The 18,465-nt window shown below is 49.8% G+C and carries 20 protein-coding genes; 12 read left to right on the forward strand and 8 right to left on the reverse strand.

The features are described 5' to 3' along the window. Positions 1 to 7: 7 nt before the first annotated feature. The 9 genes from nuoL to miaA all read left to right on the forward strand — a co-directional run bounded on the left by nuoL (position 8) and on the right by miaA (position 10,367). A complete protein-coding gene (nuoL, locus tag AACY98_RS13110; protein ID WP_339805692.1) occupies positions 8 to 1,993 on the forward strand; it encodes an NADH-quinone oxidoreductase subunit L in 1,986 nt (661 codons plus the stop codon). Between the two features lie 19 nt (positions 1,994 to 2,012). Then, positions 2,013 to 3,500, forward strand: a complete 1,488-nt coding sequence (locus tag AACY98_RS13115) for an NADH-quinone oxidoreductase subunit M (protein ID WP_339805695.1) — start codon at positions 2,013 to 2,015, stop codon at positions 3,498 to 3,500. A 15-nt stretch (positions 3,501 to 3,515) separates the two neighbouring features. Further along, positions 3,516 to 5,024, forward strand: a complete 1,509-nt coding sequence (gene nuoN / locus AACY98_RS13120; protein WP_339805697.1) for an NADH-quinone oxidoreductase subunit NuoN — start codon at positions 3,516 to 3,518, stop codon at positions 5,022 to 5,024. Between the two features lie 155 nt (positions 5,025 to 5,179). Further along, complete coding sequence (locus tag AACY98_RS13125) at positions 5,180 to 5,743, forward strand: NUDIX hydrolase (protein WP_339805699.1); 564 nt, start codon at positions 5,180 to 5,182, stop codon at positions 5,741 to 5,743. 74 nt (positions 5,744 to 5,817) lie between these two features. Beyond that, positions 5,818 to 6,294 (forward strand): DUF1178 family protein, encoded by a 477-nt coding sequence (locus AACY98_RS13130; protein ID WP_126977874.1) that lies wholly within the window; start codon positions 5,818 to 5,820, stop codon positions 6,292 to 6,294. Between the two features lie 305 nt (positions 6,295 to 6,599). Beyond that, on the forward strand, positions 6,600 to 7,352 hold the full coding sequence (locus AACY98_RS13135) for an electron transfer flavoprotein subunit beta/FixA family protein (RefSeq protein ID WP_339805701.1): 753 nt from the start codon (positions 6,600 to 6,602) through the stop codon (positions 7,350 to 7,352). Positions 7,353 to 7,368: 16 nt separating this feature from the next. Then, positions 7,369 to 8,301 carry an electron transfer flavoprotein subunit alpha/FixB family protein gene (locus AACY98_RS13140; protein WP_339805704.1) on the forward strand — a complete coding sequence of 311 codons (933 nt, stop codon included), beginning with the start codon at positions 7,369 to 7,371 and terminating at the stop codon, positions 8,299 to 8,301. 159 nt (positions 8,302 to 8,460) lie between these two features. Then, on the forward strand, positions 8,461 to 9,318 hold the full coding sequence (locus tag AACY98_RS13145; protein WP_339805706.1) for an alpha/beta hydrolase: 858 nt from the start codon (positions 8,461 to 8,463) through the stop codon (positions 9,316 to 9,318). An 86-nt stretch (positions 9,319 to 9,404) separates the two neighbouring features. Beyond that, complete coding sequence (gene miaA / locus AACY98_RS13150) at positions 9,405 to 10,367, forward strand: tRNA (adenosine(37)-N6)-dimethylallyltransferase MiaA (RefSeq protein ID WP_339805708.1); 963 nt, start codon at positions 9,405 to 9,407, stop codon at positions 10,365 to 10,367. A 21-nt stretch (positions 10,368 to 10,388) separates the two neighbouring features. On the opposite strand, the gene AACY98_RS13155 is transcribed toward miaA, so the two are convergent. From AACY98_RS13155 to msrB, 8 genes are all read right to left on the reverse strand, one after another. Next, entirely contained in the window at positions 10,389 to 11,360 is a 972-nt protein-coding gene (locus AACY98_RS13155) for a DUF808 domain-containing protein (protein WP_339805710.1), read from the reverse strand. A 214-nt stretch (positions 11,361 to 11,574) separates the two neighbouring features. Beyond that, entirely contained in the window at positions 11,575 to 12,063 is a 489-nt protein-coding gene (locus AACY98_RS13160) for a peroxiredoxin (RefSeq protein WP_126977862.1), read from the reverse strand. Between the two features lie 119 nt (positions 12,064 to 12,182). Beyond that, positions 12,183 to 12,566, reverse strand: a complete 384-nt coding sequence (locus tag AACY98_RS13165; RefSeq protein ID WP_126977860.1) for an Mth938-like domain-containing protein — start codon at positions 12,564 to 12,566, stop codon at positions 12,183 to 12,185. 165 nt (positions 12,567 to 12,731) lie between these two features. Continuing rightward, entirely contained in the window at positions 12,732 to 13,133 is a 402-nt protein-coding gene (locus AACY98_RS13170) for a YgiW/YdeI family stress tolerance OB fold protein (protein ID WP_339805713.1), read from the reverse strand. A gap of 82 nt (positions 13,134 to 13,215) precedes the next feature. Beyond that, positions 13,216 to 14,004, reverse strand: coding sequence for a peptidylprolyl isomerase (locus AACY98_RS13175; RefSeq protein ID WP_339805715.1), 789 nt, complete (start codon positions 14,002 to 14,004; stop codon positions 13,216 to 13,218). Between the two features lie 77 nt (positions 14,005 to 14,081). Then, a complete protein-coding gene (locus AACY98_RS13180) occupies positions 14,082 to 14,351 on the reverse strand; it encodes a BolA family protein (protein ID WP_339805717.1) in 270 nt (89 codons plus the stop codon). A 12-nt stretch (positions 14,352 to 14,363) separates the two neighbouring features. After that, a complete protein-coding gene (locus AACY98_RS13185; RefSeq protein ID WP_339805719.1) occupies positions 14,364 to 14,927 on the reverse strand; it encodes a septation protein A in 564 nt (187 codons plus the stop codon). A gap of 11 nt (positions 14,928 to 14,938) precedes the next feature. Beyond that, a complete protein-coding gene (gene msrB, locus AACY98_RS13190; protein WP_126977850.1) occupies positions 14,939 to 15,349 on the reverse strand; it encodes a peptide-methionine (R)-S-oxide reductase MsrB in 411 nt (136 codons plus the stop codon). A gap of 440 nt (positions 15,350 to 15,789) precedes the next feature. On the opposite strand from msrB, the gene rpsB reads away from it, so the two are divergent. The 3 genes from rpsB to pyrH all read left to right on the forward strand — a co-directional run bounded on the left by rpsB (position 15,790) and on the right by pyrH (position 18,452). Next, positions 15,790 to 16,554 carry a 30S ribosomal protein S2 gene (gene rpsB, locus AACY98_RS13195; RefSeq protein ID WP_339805721.1) on the forward strand — a complete coding sequence of 255 codons (765 nt, stop codon included), beginning with the start codon at positions 15,790 to 15,792 and terminating at the stop codon, positions 16,552 to 16,554. 109 nt (positions 16,555 to 16,663) lie between these two features. Beyond that, the gene (tsf, locus tag AACY98_RS13200; protein WP_126977846.1) at positions 16,664 to 17,554 is read left to right on the forward strand and encodes a translation elongation factor Ts; all 891 of its coding nucleotides are present in this window, start codon (positions 16,664 to 16,666) and stop codon (positions 17,552 to 17,554) included. 187 nt (positions 17,555 to 17,741) lie between these two features. After that, positions 17,742 to 18,452 carry a UMP kinase gene (gene pyrH, locus AACY98_RS13205; RefSeq protein ID WP_126977844.1) on the forward strand — a complete coding sequence of 237 codons (711 nt, stop codon included), beginning with the start codon at positions 17,742 to 17,744 and terminating at the stop codon, positions 18,450 to 18,452. Positions 18,453 to 18,465: the final 13 nt, after the last annotated feature.

The raw sequence follows: 18,465 nt of genomic DNA on the forward strand, positions 1-18,465 counted from the left end.
GAACACTATGACGACAACTATTTCACAAAGTTTATTGCTGGCCGTACCGATGGTGCCTTTGGCAGGCTGTATTGTCGCCGGGTTATTCGGTAAGCAGGTCGGTCGAAAAGGGGCTCAGTGGGTTACGATTCTGGGGGTACTGATTTCGTTCATCTGCTCAGCAATCGTGTTTTCCCAGACGCTCGGTGGCGCCACGTTCAACGACACCATTTATGAGTGGGCCATGATTGGCGGCATGAAGATGGAAATCGGCTTCATGGTCGATAACCTGACGGCCTTGATGATGTGTGTGGTGACTTTTGTGTCGCTGATGGTGCACGTTTATACCATCGGCTATATGCACGATGATCCGGGATATCAGCGTTTCTTTTCATACATCAGCCTGTTCACATTCTCCATGCTGATGCTGGTGATGGCCAATAACATGCTCCAGCTGTTCTTTGGCTGGGAAGCGGTTGGTCTGGTTTCTTACCTGTTGATTGGTTTTTGGTATACACGCCCGACAGCGATTTTTGCCAACCTGAAGGCCTTTTTGCTGAACCGCGTCGGTGACTTCGGTTTTATCTTAGGGATAGGTTTGCTGGCTGCAGCAACGGGTTCGCTGAATTACAACGACATTTTTGCCCAGAAGGATTCGCTGGCTACCATGGCTTTCCCCGGCACAGACTGGCAATTGCTCACAGTGGCTTGTATTTGCCTGTTTATTGGCGCCATGGGTAAATCGGCACAGTTTCCGTTGCATGTGTGGCTGCCTGATTCGATGGAAGGCCCGACACCGATTTCGGCACTGATCCACGCGGCAACCATGGTGACGGCCGGTATCTTTATGGTGACCCGCATGTCGCCGTTGTTTGAGTTGTCTGATACGGCGCTGAGTTTTGTGCTGATCATTGGTGCCATTACGGCTTTGTTCATGGGCTTTCTGGGGATTATCCAGAACGACATCAAACGTGTGGTGGCGTATTCAACGCTTTCGCAGTTAGGGTATATGGTGGTGGCACTGGGTGTGTCGGCCTATCCGATTGCAATTTTCCACCTGATGACGCATGCGTTCTTTAAAGCATTGCTGTTCCTGGGCGCCGGTTCTGTCATCATTGGCATGCACCATAACCAGGACATCCGCTATATGGGCGGCGTGCGCAAATACATGCCGATCACTTGGATCACATTTCTGATCGGTTCCCTGGCATTGATCGGCACCCCGTTGTTTTCAGGTTTCTACTCGAAGGACAGTATTATTGAAGCCGTTCAGGAAAGCCATCTTTATGGCTCCGGTTTTGCTTCATTTGCTGTTTTGGCTGGTGTTTTTGTCACGGCGTTGTATTCTTTCCGTGTGTATTTTCTGGTATTCCACGGTAAGGAACGTTATGACCAGGCGCCGCATGACCCGCATGCAGATGATCACCATGGGCATAGCGGGAAGCCGCATGAAACCCCGCTGTCAATGACATTGCCACTGATTGCGCTGGCTATTCCATCTGTTATTGCAGGCTATATCATTGGGCCTTTGTTATACGGTAATTTCTTTGACGGTATTGTTGAGCCACTGAGCAATCATGCCGTCATGGAAGAAATGAAAGCGGGCTTTCATGGTGTATGGGCGATGACCACACATGGTTTGATGGCCGCGCCGTTCTGGCTGGCTTTGGCCGGGGTGGTGGTTGCCTGGTTCCTGTACATGGTCAAGCCCGGAATTCCGGCATGGATTAAAAAGAATTTTGCATGGCTGTACAAAATTCTGGATGCCAAGTATTACATGGACTGGCTTTGGATTAATGTCTTTGCCGGACTTGGCGTTAAATTGGGGAATTTGCTGTGGAAGGCCGGAGATCAGGGTGTCATTGACGGAGGACTGGTCAATGGATCCTGGAAAATTGTGGGCCGCATTGCAGCATTGGTACGCAGGTTCCAAACAGGTTATATCTACCACTATGCTTTGGCGATGGTGTTCGGCGTGTTTGTGCTGATGACCTGGTTCCTGTGGCTCAATTAGTAGAAGAAGGAAAATTCACATGCTGTTAAGCTTGGCCATCTGGCTTCCTATCTTATTTGGTGTGGTTCTGTTGATTGCTGGTCGCGACCAGCAGCCGCAGTTCGCACGCATGCTGGCGCTGATAGGGGCGGTTATCAGTTTTCTGGTGACCATTCCCTTGATCACAGGTTTTCAATTAGGCACGGCAGAAATGCAGTTTCAGGAGTTGGCACCCTGGATTACTGCGCTGAATATCAACTACCATCTGGGGATTGACGGCATTTCTGTCTGGTTTGTGCTGCTGACAGCATTTATCACCGTGATTGTTGTGATCGCCGGCTGGGAAGTGATTACCCAGCGCGTGCATCAGTACATGGGCGCATTCCTGATTCTCTCGGGCCTGATGATTGGGGTCTTCTGTGCGCAGGATGCCGTGTTGTTTTACGTGTTTTTTGAGGCAACCCTGATCCCAATGTATATCATTATCGGGGTGTGGGGTGGGCCACGGCGTGTTTATGCCGCATTCAAGTTTTTCCTGTATACCCTGGCAGGATCACTGCTGATGCTGGTGGCGTTGATTTATATGTATAACGTCTCCGGAGAAAGCTTTGCATTGACCAAATGGTATCAGACCCCGTTGACCATGACTGCGCAAACGCTATTGTTTATTGCTTTTTTTGCTGCGTTTGCTGTCAAGATTCCAATGTGGCCGGTACATACCTGGCTGCCTGATGCCCACGTGGAGGCGCCTACCGGTGGTTCCGTAGTGCTGGCAGCGATCATGCTGAAACTGGGTGCTTATGGTTTTCTGCGTTTTGTGCTGCCAATCTTGCCTGATGCCAGCAAAGAGTACGCTTGGGTCATCATTGCACTGTCTTTGATTGCAGTGATTTATGTCGGGCTAGTTGCCTTGGTGCAAAAGGATATGAAGAAGCTGGTGGCGTATTCTTCCATCACGCACATGGGGTTTGTGACACTGGGCATCTTTTTGTTTACACCTTTAGGGCTTTCGGGCGCGATCGTGCAGATGATTTCTCACGGGTTTGTTGCAGGCGCGATGTTCCTGTGTATTGGTGTGCTGTATGACCGGGTGCATTCGCGTGAGATAGCCGATTATGGCGGTGTGATCAATACCATGCCTAAGTTCGCTGCATTGGCGTTGCTGTTCTGTATGGCAAACAGCGGTTTGCCGGGCACTTCTGGCTTTATTGGTGAGTGGATGGTGATTCTGGCTGCAGTGAAGCTCAACTTCTGGATTGGTCTGCTGGCGGCCACTTCATTGATTCTGGCTGCTGCTTATACTCTGTGGATGTACAAGCGGGTGTATTTTGGGCCTGTAGGCAATGACAAGGTGAAAGCGCTGAAAGATATTGGCTGCCGCGAATTTGGCATACTGGCGGTGATGGCTGCCATGGTGATTGCTTTGGGGGTGTTTCCAAAACCGGTCACCGATGTGATGGAGCCATCGATTAAGGCATTGCTTGATAATCACGTCAATGTTCCTTCAAAAATTCCGTCAGTACAGTAATGGGGAGCGAGACAAATGAATGGTGAAAATATGATTTGGAGCGCGATTTTCCCCGAAGTAATTCTGGCAGTAATGGCCTGCGTCATTACATTGATTGGTTTGGGTAAAGACCGGACAGAGAAGCAGACGGCACCCTATGTGCTGTCGCAGATAACTTTGCTTGCTATTGCGATTCTGGAACTGATTCAGTTTATCAATGGCTATAAAGTGGTGGCCTGGAATGGCATGGTAGTGGTTGATCAGCTTGCCAGTCTGCTGAAATTCTGTGCGACAATTGCAGTGATGTTGATCTTGTCGTACGGAAGGTCTTATGCTATCTCGCGCCAAATGCTCAAAGGCGAGTTGTTCAGCTTAGCTTTGCTCTCCTTACTGGGTGCGATGGTCATGATTTCGGGCAACAACCTGCTGATGTTGTATCTGGGCCTGGAAGTGATGTCTCTGTCTCTTTACGCTCTGGTGGCATTACGGCGGGACGATAAAAATGCGACTGAAGCCGCAATGAAATACTTTGTGTTAGGAGCTTTGGCCAGTGGCTTCATGTTGTATGGTATGTCCCTGATCTATGGTGCTTCTGGCGGCAACTTGGAATTAAGTGCAATTGTCAGTGCTTTGTATGAAGGGCAGAATGCAGGGGTTGAATATAACCGTGTGTTGATTTTCGGTTTGGTTTTTATTGTATCGGGCCTTGCATTTAAGCTCGGGGTCGTGCCTTTTCATATGTGGGTGCCTGATGTGTACCAGGGCTCTCCCACAGTCATTACATTGTTTGTGAGCAGTATGCCCAAGTTGGCAGCTTATGCGATGGCGGTGCGTCTGCTGGTGGATATGCTGTCTATCATGCATGTACAGTGGCAGCAAATGCTGATGATTCTGGCGATATTGTCGTTGCTGGTTGGGAATTTGGCTGCCATCATGCAAAGCAATATCCGGCGTATGCTGGCTTATTCGACCATTGCTCAAATGGGTTTTGTATTGCTGGATTTGCTCAGTGGCGGCTGGACCATGAGTGTTGGTAACCAATTGCAGGGTGGGGGCTATCAGTCTGGGCTGTTTTATCTGATCAGCTATGTATTGACGACTCTGGCTTCGTTCGGTGTATTGCTGTATTTGTCACGTAACGGTGAAAAGTTTGACAAGATCAATGATTTGAAAGGATTGAATCAGCATAGCCCGCTGATGGCCGCTGTCATGGCTATTGCAATGTTTTCGTTGGCAGGCATTCCGCCGCTGGTAGGGTTCTATGCCAAGCTGTTTGTGCTCCAGGCATTGGTACATGCCGGGTTTACTGCGGTAGCCGTTTATGCGGTGATCATGTCTCTGATTGGTGCTTACTACTATCTGAGAGTGGTCAAAGTCATGTATTTTGATGCTCCCGAAGAGAATGCGCCGAAAGTTGTCACCCACGGTGGGAATGAGCAGCGTTATTTATTGTCGCTGAATGGCTTAGCTATCCTGTTGCTGGGAATTTTCCCAGGGTTTTTGATGACTGCTTGTATCTTTGCTATTCGCTCGATTTGGGCTTAGTAGCGCAACTTGGCTAGGATTGGCGTTTCATATAGAAAAGCTACCAAAGGGGCAGGTGAATTCTTTCACCTGCATATCGGTAGCTTTTTTTCTTCATGCATACCTTTTGCATTGAATTTGAATCAACCTATATTTTATGGAAGTCATCATAAGCCATGTCTTTAAAAGAAAAGACGATTGACTCTCAAGTCGCTTATCGGGGCGGTTTTCTTGAAATCAGGCGCGATGTTGTACTGTTGCCGGATGGAAAGCAGGCCACGCGCGAATACTGTGTGCACCCTGGCGCAGCAGTTGTTATTCCAGTGTTGCCAGACGGGCAATTGGTGCTTGAGAAGCAGTACCGTTACCCTGTACAGCAGGAGATGATTGAGTTTCCTGCGGGAAAACTCGATCCGCAGGAGTCAGATTTGTCGTGCGCGGTTCGGGAGTTACGCGAAGAAACCGGTTATACGGCGCGGCGCTGGGCGTATGCGGGCAAAATTTATCCGTGTATTGGATACTCTGATGAAATCATTCACATCTGGTTGGCAACAGAATTGAGTGCAGGAGCGCAAAGGCTTGACCAGGGGGAGTTTGTTGATGTTTTTACAGCTCCGGTACAACAGGTCAATCAGTGGAGTCTGGATGGGACCATCACGGACAGCAAAACTTTGTGTGCACTGCGGTGGCTGAATGCCTGGCTGCATGATGAGTGGCAGCCTGATTGGCAGGCGGTTTGAACTGTATCACTGATTACCTGCTATCATGACAATAGCAGTGTTTTTGCTGCTGCATTTTGTTGTCTTACCGTTTTATGAAAGTATTTGATCTTCAGTGCATACATGGGCACACTTTTGAAGGCTGGTTTGGCTCAGAGGATGATTATCAGAGCCAGAATGCCGATGCATTGGTGTCTTGCCCATTCTGTGGCAGTACGCAAATCAGCAAACTGCCTGCCGCACCGCGCTTAAATCTCAAATCAGGACGACATTCTGACGAAGCAGACACAGGCAATCATCTAAATAACACGCTTCCGGCTGGCAGTGCGTCACATTTACCACATGATGCCATGCAGTCTCTTTGGCTGAAGGTTGTTGATCATGTGATGAAAAATACCGAAGATGTGGGTGAGCGTTTTGCAGAAGAAGCCAGACGTATACATTATGGTGAGGTAGCTGAAAGAGGTATCCGGGGACAAACAACTCCGGAGGAAGTTCAGACACTCGAGGAGGAGGGTATCGAGGTGATGGCGCTGCCATTGCCTGCCGCGATGAAAGGGTCGCTTCAGTGATTATTTTGCGCAGAGTTTCTGGGCCGGAGCACCGCAAAATATCTGGTATTTGAGAGGTTGTGGCATTGTCGGGCAGGGGCACGATATATGTTTCTCCTGGCAAAATGAAGCTTATGAAAAACATGGGTTTAGCCTGTTTTTCTCCCCGGCAATATGCATTCACGTTTAGAATTGGCAGATGCACTTTTTGCGGTGCCCAGGAATTTGTTTGGATTTTTCATTGTAATGATGAAATCCGAAGCTATGCCTGTCATTTGTGATGGTCAATAACGATTAACTTTCAACGATGCTTGAGGAGAAGCTGCATGAAAATCTTAGTCCCGGTAAAACGAGTAGTGGACTATAACGTTAAAGTACGCGTTAAATCAGATGGTTCCGGAATGGATATTGCCAATGTCAAAATGAGCATGAATCCATTCGATGAAATCGCGATTGAAGAGGCTGTGCGCTTAAAGGAAAAAGGGGGCAGCGTGACCGAAATTGTGGCTGTATCCTGCGGGGTTGCTCAATCTCAGGAAACATTGCGTACCGCATTGGCCATTGGTGCAGATCGTGCCATTTTGGTTGAAACCGCCGAAGAATTGCAGCCGCTTGCTGTGGCGAAGCTGCTTAAGGCGTTAGTGGATAAGGAACAGCCGGGGCTGGTGATCATGGGCAAACAGGCCATTGATGATGATGCCAATCAAACCGGACAGATGCTGGCGGCTTTGGCCGATTGTGCGCAGGCCACATTTGCATCCAAGGTAGAGCTTGCTGCTGATGCAGTGACCGTGACACGTGAAGTCGACGGCGGCCTGGAAACAGATACATTGACATTGCCTGCTGTCATCACAACTGACTTGCGTTTGAATGAGCCGCGCTATGTCACACTGCCCAACATCATGAAAGCCAAGAAAAAACAACTGGATGTTGTTAAACCTGAAGATCTGGGTGTGGATATTGCGCCGCGTCTGAAGACACTGAAGGTGGCCGAGCCTGCTGCGCGTAAAGCGGGTGTGGTGGTGCCGGACGTTGCAACGCTGGTTGAAAAACTGAAAAACGAAGCCAAAGTGATCTGAAGGGAGTAATGTAAAAATGACAACACTGGTAATTGCCGAACACAACAATCAGACACTGCAGGCCGCAACGTTGAATACCGTTGCTGCAGCTCAGCAGGTTGGTGGAGACGTGCATGTTTTAGTCGCCGGGCTGAACGCTCAGGCTGTTGCTCAACAGGCAGCCCAGATTGCAGGCGTTGCTAAAGTTTTGCATGCTGATGACGCTTGCCTTGAAAATGCCCTGGCAGAAAATCTGGCAGCTCAGATTTTGAAAATCAGCTCAGACTACAGCCATATCTTTTTCCCAGCCACAGCCAATGGTAAAAATACGGCGCCACGCGTGGCAGCCAAACTGGATGTTGCACAAGTCTCTGAAATCACCAAAGTGGTGAGTGCAGATACTTTTGAGCGTCCTATTTATGCAGGCAATGCCATTGCCACCGTTCAGAGTGCAGATGCGGTCAAAGTCGTGACGGTGCGCTCAACGGCGTTTGATCCGGCTGCGACCGGCTCTGCTGCCGTGGCAGTGGAATCAGTCGCTGCTGTGCAGGACAGCGGGAAAAGCAAGTTTGTCGGGCGTGAACTGACCAAGAGCGATCGTCCTGAACTGACGGCCGCAAAGGTCATTGTGTCCGGTGGGCGTGCGCTGGGCAGTGCTGAAAAGTTCAATGAAGTGCTGGTTCCTTTGGCTGATAAGCTCAATGCCGCTTTAGGGGCAAGCCGTGCAGCGGTGGATGCAGGCTATGCACCCAATGACCTGCAGGTTGGGCAAACAGGAAAAATTGTGGCCCCGGAGCTGTATATTGCCGTTGGTATTTCAGGCGCCATTCAGCATCTGGCAGGGATGAAGGATTCCAAAGTCATTGTGGCTATCAACAAAGACCCGGAAGCTCCTATTTTTTCTGTGGCTGATTATGCCCTGGTTGCCGATTTGTTTACCGCAGTACCGGAACTGGTGAACGCGCTGTAAGCACGTTCTTTTCTGAATAAAAAGGCGTTTATTTTTAAACGCCTTTTTATTTTGGGTGGAATCAACGTTTATTTGATTGCAAGAGTTCACAATGAATTCATACAAACTTCACAGAGGTTTGCCATCATCATATCCATAATGAACATGATTTGAATTTGTATGAGCAAACTGCGTTTATTCTGCTGTTGTTTACTGATGGTGCTGGTGATCTCGTTGCTGGGAGGTTTTGCCTGGCTGGATGAAAAGCAGCGGAGCTGGATATTTCGTCCCGGCCATGAGAATCTGGCCGCAGCAGAACGCTTGATTCAGCAAATAGCGTATCAGGATGTATGGATTGATTTTTACTCCCATCAAACCAATGCGCAAGAGTCTTTGCATGGCGTCTGGCTGCCGTCAAAACGGGCAGATGCGCCAGTGGTTTTGTATTTGCATGGCGCTCGCTGGCCTGTGTTATCGGGCATCTGGCGGATGCAGAGGTTAAATGAGCTGGGGTTTTCTGTTCTGGGGATTGATTACCGGGGTTTTGGGCAAAGCAGCGGATATATGCCGTCTGAAGCCATGGCATATGAAGATGCCGCACAGGCCTGGCAGTGGCTGCAAATACACCACCCGGCACAACAGCGTTTCATATATGGTCACTCATTGGGAGGAACCATTGCTGTCGATCTGGCGGCCAGGGTGCAGGATGAGCAGGGTGTTATTCTGGAGGCAACTTTCCCGTCCACGTATGAAGTCTTTGTGACATTGCCTAAATGGGGCCGGATACCGGTCTGGCCGTTGCTGACGCAGCGTTTTGATGCGGGGAGCAAAATTGCATCCATCGGCTCTCCTGTTCTGGTTATCCATGGCAGTGCGGATAAGACGATTGCCTCTCACCTGGGGCAAAGGCTGTTTGACCAGGCCGCCGAGCCGAAACGCTATTTGCCGGTGATAAATGGTACGCATCACAATGCCATGATGAACATTCCTGCCGGAGATTTGCGCGCGACGTTACAGCAGTTAATGGATTTTCACTGATTGTTTTCATCACACAGATTGCCATGCGGGCATTGCTGTGAGCCCGCCACATCAGATGAGCGCTTCATGGGACAATCAACAAGTCTATGAGCACCAATACTTTACCTCATTATTTATGTATTGCTGGCCCGACCGCCTCAGGGAAAACGGCGGTTGCACTGGAAATTGCGCGCCGCTGGCCGGTGGAGATTATCAGTGTGGATTCAGCACTGGTCTATCGCGGGCTGGATATTGGCAGTGCCAAGCCTTCTGTGCAGGAGCGGGCAGAGGTAACGCACCATTTGATCGATATCCGTGAACCTTACGCCCCTTACTCCGCGGCAGATTTTGTCAAAGATGCATCCAGGCTGATCAGTGAAATCCATCTGCGCAACAAAATACCGTTGCTGGTGGGGGGCACCATGCTGTACTTTAAGGCATTGATTGACGGGCTGGATGACCTGCCTGTGGCAACGCCTGAGGTACGTGCAGGCCTGGAGGCTGAAGCGGCGGAACTAGGCTGGCCAGCGCTGCATAAACGTCTGAGCCTGGTTGATCCTGTGACCGCAGCACGTTTAGCGCCAAACGATTCTCAACGCATTCAACGGGCGCTGGAGGTCTGGCTGGTCAGTGGGCAACCACTTTCATCTTTTTTCACAGCAAAGGGCAATAGGCCATTTCCGCCGCTGCTTTCTTTGGAGCCACAGGAGCGTGCCTGGCTGCACCAGCGCATTGAGCAGCGTTTTGCACAAATGCTGCAAATGGGTTTTCTGGATGAGGTGCGGGCTTTGATGCAAAGAGGCGATCTGAATGCCGATTTGCCCGCCATACGTTCAGTTGGCTACCGGCAGGCCTGGGCTGCTTTGGAAAACACGGCCTTGAGTGGCGATGATGATGAGCGCATCAAAGCGGAATTGATGCTGACAGGCGTGGCTGCGACACGTCAGTTGGCCAAACGCCAGATCACCTGGCTGCGCTCGATGCCGCAAAGGCATATTGTCTATGCGGATGCGCCTGAAGCCACGGTGCAGGCGCAGCACTGGTTTGAAACGCAGCTTGCAAAAGGCTGAAGCGGGTCTGTGCAAGCTGTTTTAACTGGCAGATGGTTTATCCGCTTTGTTTGTTTTGCTGAAAAAGTGCTCTATACCACTAACAACTGCCAGCACCACAGCGCCGACGATTAATCCCAATACCAGGCTCATGATGGAAGGGGTAATGGCCTGAAACAGTTCGCCTACAGCAGGTGTTGTCGCTATCCAATTGGCAACGTCAAGCTCCATATGGTGCAGAGCTGCCACATTGTGCATGATGATACCGCCGCCCACTAAAAACATGGCAATGGTTCCCACAATGGATAAAAAGCGCATCAGGTGAGGTGCGGCGTTGACCAGCAGCATACCCAGCTTGCGGCGAAGGGCGGTTTCTTCACTGTCGCGAACCATCCAGTAACCGATGTCATCCAGTTTGACAATGGCTGCGACTATGCCATAAACACCTACGGTAATTAGCACAGCAATAGCGGCCAGTACCAGAAATTTCATCATCAGCGTTTGGTTCTGTACCACATTGAGTGCAATCACGATGATTTCTGCTGACAAAATAAAATCGGTGCGGATGGCCCCGCGGATTTTTCTTTTTTCCAGCGCTGCAATGTCTTCTGCACTGACTGAAGTATTGGCCAGTGCGCTGGCATCTTCTGAGTGCTGACCTCGTTTTTTCTGTTTCCAGTGCTGGTAACTGTGAAGCAGTTTTTCCACGCCTTCGTAGCACAGGTAGGCTCCGCCGATCATGAGCAGCAGAACAATCAGCCATGGTAAAAACTCACTGATTAACAATGCGACAGGGATCAGGAACGCCTTATTGAGCATGGAGCCTTTGGCAACGGCCCATACCACAGGCAGCTCGCGTTTGGCGCTGACGCCGGCAACCTGCTGGGCATTTAAAGCCAGGTCGTCACTGAGTACGCCTGCCGTTTTGCGGGCGGCGATTTTGGTCATGGTAGCGACATCATCCAGAAGCGTTGTGATGTCATCCAGTAAAGCCAGCAGACTTGCTCCTGCCATGGTTGTTCTGTCCTTTGTAATGGGGGTGGTGTAAGCGCATTGCTTTGCTTGCAAAGCAGCGCAATCCTAGCACAGGATTATGACCGATGGTATCCCGGCGTATCGATATGCATGCAAAATAATCAACGTGCTTTTTCAGCGTACTGACAGCAAAGCAGCATAAAAAAAGCATACCATGACAAGATATGCTTTTTAGTCGGAACGCATGACGTTTTCAGGCAGCGCTTTTGGCTTCTTTGTTAATGGCCTTGATGGCTTTCAACACTTCATCCACATGACCCGGTACCTTCAGGCCGCGCCATTCTTCACGCAGAATGCCTTCTGTATCAATCAGAAAGGTGCTGCGCTGTATGCCTTTGACTTTTTTGCCATACATGATTTTATTTTTAACCACGCCAAACATATGGCACAGTTTTTCTTCTGTATCTGCAATCAGGTCAAACGGCAGTCCCAGTTTTTTCTTAAAGGCTTCATGAGACTGCATGTTGTCTCGCGATACACCAAACACAACAGCTCCGGCTTTAGCCAGCTCTTTGTGTTTGTCGCGAAACTGTAAAGCTTCTGTTGTACAGCCTGGCGTGTTGTCTTTGGGGTAGAAGTACAGGACAACGGTTTTGCCAAGGTAGTTTTGCGGTGAAAACTTGATACCACCAGTCGCGAGCGCTTCAAACTCGGGAAGGGGTTTATTTAAAACAATGGCCATGTGTCTGCTTTAGGTTTTAGAGTTGTATTGGCGTGCAAAGCTCTATTTTAATCTAAATTACCTATTTTTGGCTATGATAGCCCAGCAGATGACGATGTTATAGTCCAAGATAGGCTTTTTTAGGGCGTATCAGGAGATTCAATCAGTGCGGCAAAAATGGTGTTTCTGCCTTCGCTTGCCAGGATGTTATAGGTTCTGCAGGCAGCGTATAAATCCATGGTTTCCACGCCGATCTGCTGCTGAATCAGCGCTTTGATCCAGGTCGGGCGAGGAAATCGCAACTGGCTGCCACTGCCAAATACAATGATCTGAGGCCGATACTGCAACAACTGGGAAAATGCCTGTTCGTCCAACGTGTCAAAACGGGGATATGGCCATGACAATATGCCGGTTTTGGAGCTGAGCAGCAGGCTGCTGTTCTGGCGCTCACCATCAACCTCGATCCAGCCGGGGCCGTACGCTGTGATGCGATGCTGAAAAGCGGTATCAGATTGAAAGTCCATAATCTAGAAAGCCATTATATGCTTGCAGCGCGGCATGGCGCGGTGTGCAGGTATCAATACACTGGATTTGGTGGAAGGGAAATAAGCAGCCTTTTTCATCAATATTCCCCCGAAGAAGTTAGCTGGCAGGCCTGGGTATCAGTATCAGGCCTGCCTTGGTCGCTGCTACTGGATGATGCGGATTGACTTCACATCTATTTCAATAGAGTTCCAGTCTTTATCTACTTCGCCCCGTATTTCCACCTGGTCTTCAGGCTTCACGGTTTGGCCATCCCATTTATGGGCGTCGATATCAACAGTGATGGTGCCTGTGGCATCTTTAAACAGGTAGTTGTCACCACCCAGGTGCTGAACAATGTTGCCACGCATGACGACGCGAGCATCGTCACGCAGGTTTTTAGCCTGTTCCACAGTGGTGACGTTGTTTGCAGTACTTGGGCCAACAAAACCGCCCTGGCTGCTGACTGCGCTCGGGCCTGAAAAACCGCCTGCAGATGACTGCGCATACGCGGTAGTGCCCAGGCAAGCCATGCAGATCAATGATGCAATAACGATAGGTTTACGCATAATTTATCCCTTTGCTGTGATGTTTATCTGAGGATGTTAAAACAATAACAGATGAGATGCATGGGGAAAGTACCAATGCACTTTACTGCACGGGTTTAATGTCAGCGTTTTGGATGAGTTTTTCCTGATATTCCAGAAATCCTCTCTGTTCCATCTGGTCGCGCAACTGGGCTTTGATGTTATCGTTCAGAGCAGGAAAGTCTGCCGCGTTATTCTGTCTGACGTCTTCCAGCTTGATGACATGCCAGCCGTATTGTGTTTGAATCGGGGCGGCAGTCAGTTGGCCTTTTTTCAGGTCCTGCAGTGCCTGGGCAAACTGGGGCACATAGGTGGTGGCGGGCGACCAGTCCAGCAGGCCGCCTTCAGATGCGGTTCCTTTGTCTAAAGAATACTGGGTAGCCAGGTCTGCAAATTTGGCGCCCTGGTTAATCTGGTTGATGATGTCCTTGGCCTGCTCTTCTGTGGCGACCAGAATATGACGGGCCTGATACTCTGTGGACATCAGCGTTTTCATGCGTTCATATTCGGCCGAAATGTCTTTGTCGGATATGGGATGCTTGGCAACATAGTTTTCATAAAGTGCGGCAATCAGAAGGCTGCGGCGCATCATTTCAACCTGTTCACGGTAAGTCTCGGTTTTATCCAGCCCCAGTTTGATGGCTTCCTGCGACAGCACTTCCTGGGTAATGAGGTTATCTTTCACCTGGTTTTCATCAATGGTGCTTCCGGGGTTGGCCCTTTGCAACTGCTCAACCAATACACGCTCGCGTGCAGACGGAATGGGTTTGCCGTTAACGGTTGCAATGTTTTGTGCCATTGCTGGTGCGACCATGGCAGCGGCCAAAAGGATGGAGAGGGCGGTTTTTTTCATGTTCATGGTTGTATGTGTGTAAGAAAGTTAAAAAATGAATGATGGTCTGGGCAACAGAGGTGTACGCGCGACTGCGGTTATGCGTCAGAGCTGCCTTTGGCATCAATCGATAATGCATGGATTCCATTACCTAAATAAGGTTCCAATGCGGCATAGATCATGCGGTGCATCTGTATCCGAGTTTTGCCCTGAAAGGCTGGGCTGCGGATCATCAGCCGGAAATGCCCGGCGCCATGGTGCGCATGTGAGGCATGCTGCTTTTCATCATCAATGATTTCCAGCAGGGTAGGGGCAAAAGTCTGTTGCAGCACCGCACGCATTTGATCAGGAGTGAGTTGAGCGTTCATGCTGGTGGTGAGTCATGATTCATCGGATGATGTTTTAACTGCCGGACTGTCTTCCTGTATGTAGCGCGACAGGTAGAGGGACTGCGCAATGACAAATACGATCATCAGTCCAATACCGCCAAAAAGTTTGAAATTAACCCAGATATCGGTAGAGAACTGGTAAGCGACAATCAGGTTAAGCGCGGCCATGAACATGAAAAATCCAACCCACATCCAGTTCAGCCTGATCCAGATAGGTTCAGGCAGTGCGATTTGTTCTCCCATGAGCAGTTTCAGCAGATTACGCTTGAACAGCAACTGGGCGCCTGCCAGTGCCAGACCCATGAGCAGATAGAGCACCGTGGGTTTCCACTTAATGAAGGTTTCATTATGCAGCAGGATTGTGGCGCCACCGAACACGACAATCACGCCAATGCTGACCCATTGCATGATGTCGGGTTTTCGTCCTTTCAGATAGATGAAACCGATCAGCAGCAATGAAGCAGCGATGGCGACTCCGGTCGCTACAAAAATGCCTGCCAGCTTATATGCGGCAAAAAACAGAATAATGGGGAGAAAATCAAATAAAAGTTTCATGCAGGGATATCTTATGGGTTATCGGATGCTTCAAAATCTAAAGAAGCTGAATTGATGCAGTACCGCAGTCCGGTAGGCTCGGGGCCATCTTCAAAAACATGGCCCAAGTGGGCGCCGCAGTTCTTGCAACGAATTTCTACGCGGACCATGCCATGGCTGTAGTCCATACGGCGCTCGATGCGCTCTTCGTCAATCGGCGCATAATAGCTGGGCCAGCCGCAGCCCGCATCAAATTTGGTTTGCGAATCAAATAAAACGGCGTGGCAGCAAATGCAGCGGTAAATGCCGGGCTGTTCTGTGTCCCAGTAGGCACCACTGAACGGTGGCTCCGTGGCACCCTGACGGGTGACAGCGTATTGAGTTGGCGTCAGTTCAGAACGCCATTGTTCTTCAGTCTTGTGGACCGGATAGTCGTCACTCATGTCAAAGTTGCTCTTTCAGAGGAGGGGATGCGTTTATTGTAAATTGTTACTTTAATGTGTGCTTACGGACATGGGGGAGCATGGTCATACCGTATCGTCTTTATTAATGCCAGGGACGTGCCTTGTGTGCTTTACGGGTAGCGAAGAGCGGGGGAGTGGAGGCAGTTCCACAGGGAGTTGATTTGTGCTATAATTGACAGTCTTTTTCGTATGGATTCCTTTTTAGAGAGTCTACTGGCAACAGGATGTTTTTCAGAAACTCGGATTGCCTGGGAATAAAGAAGGAAGAGTACGCAAGAGAATCGAAGTCCGCTCAACAAGGCCGCACGCGTGGTTTTGTAAGGACGTAACAAGCATCTGGCTCGCCTGAGGTGTCATAGGGTTAATTGCCCCATATGATTTAAGCCAGTATTTAGATTTAACCGACGGAGTGTAAAAGCATGTCAGTGACAATGCGTGAATTGCTGGAAGCTGGTGTCCACTTTGGCCACCAAACCCGCTTCTGGAACCCCAAAATGGCCCCTTATATTTTTGGCCAGCGTAATAAAATCCATATCATCAACTTGGAAAAAACCCTGCCTTTGCTGCAGGATGCAACCAAGTTTGTGCGTAATCTGTCTGCCAACCGCGGCACCATCTTATTTGTAGGCACCAAGCGCCAATCCCGCGATGTTATCGCTGAAGAGGCTTCACGTGCCGGTATGCCTTTTGTGAACCAGCGCTGGCTGGGCGGCATGCTGACCAACTTCAAAACAGTGAAGGGGTCTATCAAGAAGCTCAAGGATATGCAGGCTAAAGTGGAAGCCGGTACTGAACAGATGAGCAAAAAAGAAGCCCTGATGGCTGAGCGCGAACTGGCCAAGCTGGAACGTGATATCGGCGGTATTCAGGATATGGCCGGCTTGCCCGATGCCTTGTTCGTGATTGACGTGGGTTACCATAAGATTGCCATTGCAGAAGCTCAGAAGCTGGGCATTCCTGTGATCGGCATCGTGGACTCCAACCATACGCCTGAAGGTATTGATTATGTCATTCCTGGGAATGACGACTCGGCCAAGGCTGTGGTGCTGTATGCACGTGCAATTGCCGATGCCGTTCTGGAAGGCAAAGCCAATGCTGTGAACGATCTGGTTGCTGCCATTGCACCGGATGCAGAAGGCAGTGAAGAGTTTGTTGAGATACAGGAATCAGCCGAGCGCGCCTGATTTTTGACGTTAATGGTTAAAAGGGGCGCTTGAAGCCCCTTTTTTGTAACTGGTATTTTTTGAATGCACGAGCATTGTGATGCATTCAGACATAGTGGAGAAAATGGATATGGCAAATATTACTGCTGGCATGGTGAAAGAACTGCGTGAAAAAACCGATGCACCCATGATGGAATGTAAAAAAGCCTTGATCGAGGCTGATGGGGATGCCGTTAAAGCCGAAGAAATTCTGCGTGTCAAGCTAGGTAACAAAGCTGGTAAAGCCGCCGAGCGTATTACCGCTGAAGGTGTTGTTTCTGCCTACACTGCAGGTTCTGTTGGTGCGATTGTCGAGCTGAATTGTGAAACCGACTTCGTGTCTAAAAATGAGTCTTTCATTCAATTTGCTGAAAGTCTGGCCAAATTGGTGGTCGAGAAGAACCCGGCTGACGTGGCTGCATTGAGCGCTTTGCCTTTGGCGATGGATACATTTGGCCCGACGGTTGAAGATGTACGTAAAGGCCTGATCGGCAAGATTGGCGAAAACATGAGCATCCGCCGCTTCCAACGCCATGATGGCGGTACCAAGCTGGCCAAATATCTGCACGGCACCCGCATTGGCGCCATTGTGGAGTTTGAAGGTGATGAGCAGGCTGCTGCCGATGTGGCGATGCAGATTGCAGCGATGAAACCGAAGGCGCTGTCTGCTGACCTGGTGCCGGCAGAACTGGTTGAGCAGGAGCGCCGCATTGCTGAGCAGAAAGCCGCTGAATCCGGTCGTCCGGCTGATATTCTGACCAAAATGGTGGAAGGTTCAGTGAAAAAATTCCTCAAAGAGGTGTCTTTGCTGGATCAGGTTTTTGTGAAAGACGACAAATTGACTGTTTCTGAAATGCTTAAGAAATCGAATACGTCAATTAAAGCATTCACTTTGTATGTGGTTGGTGAAGGCGTTGAAAAGAAATCTGACGATTTTGCAGCAGAAGTAGCCGCACAGGTGGCTGCAGCACAAAAGGCCTGATTTTTACGGTCTTGGAAGACCGGGAGGGTATCCTGCCAGCTTTGGCAGGAACCACCCGGTTTTTTTGTATCTGCTTAACTTTGAGGCAGGTATTTTGCTCAAATTAAGTATTTTTTGAAACAAGAATTGTCAATGTCCGTTACACTTGCCAATGTTTGATTTCCATTGTTGATATGGGGAGTTTTCTGTGCTTGTTTACAAGCGTATTTTGCTTAAACTGTCGGGTGAAGCCCTTATGGGGCAGGATGCCTTTGGCATTAACCGCGAAACACTCGACGCCATGGTGCAAGAAATTCGCGGTGTTGTCGATCTGGGTGTACAGGTTGCTGTCGTCATTGGCGGCGGCAATATTTTCAGAGGGGTTGCGCCTGGCGCCCAGGGGATGGACCGTTCCACGGCCGACTATATGGGCATGCTTGCGACCTGCATTAACTGCCTGGCGCTGGCTGATGCGATGAACCGGGCCGGGGTGACGGCGCGTGTCATGAGCGCAATCAACATTGAACAGGTGGTTGAGCCTTATGTGCGTCCGAAGGCCTTGCAGTACCTGGATGAGGGCAAGGTGGTGGTTTTTGCCTGTGGTACGGGAAACCCGTTTTTCACAACCGATACCGCAGCAGCATTGAGAGGCGCTGAAATCGGCGCTGAGGTGGTGCTCAAGGCAACCAAGGTGGATGGCGTATACAATGCGGATCCGGTTAAAAATCCGGATGCCACGCGTTACAGTACAGTAACGTTTGACGAAGCGATTATCAAGCGCCTGAAAGTCATGGATGCGACAGCGTTCGCGCTGTGCCGTGACCAGGGGTTGCCGATTCGTGTATTCAATATTTTTAAAACCGGTGCGCTCAAAAATGTCGTTATGGGCAAGGATGAAGGCACCCTGGTCCATGTCTGAGGAGATACGTGGG

The sequence above is a fragment of the Saezia sanguinis genome, from assembly GCF_963921665.1.
Classification (GTDB): domain Bacteria; phylum Pseudomonadota; class Gammaproteobacteria; order Burkholderiales; family Burkholderiaceae_C; genus Saezia; species Saezia sanguinis.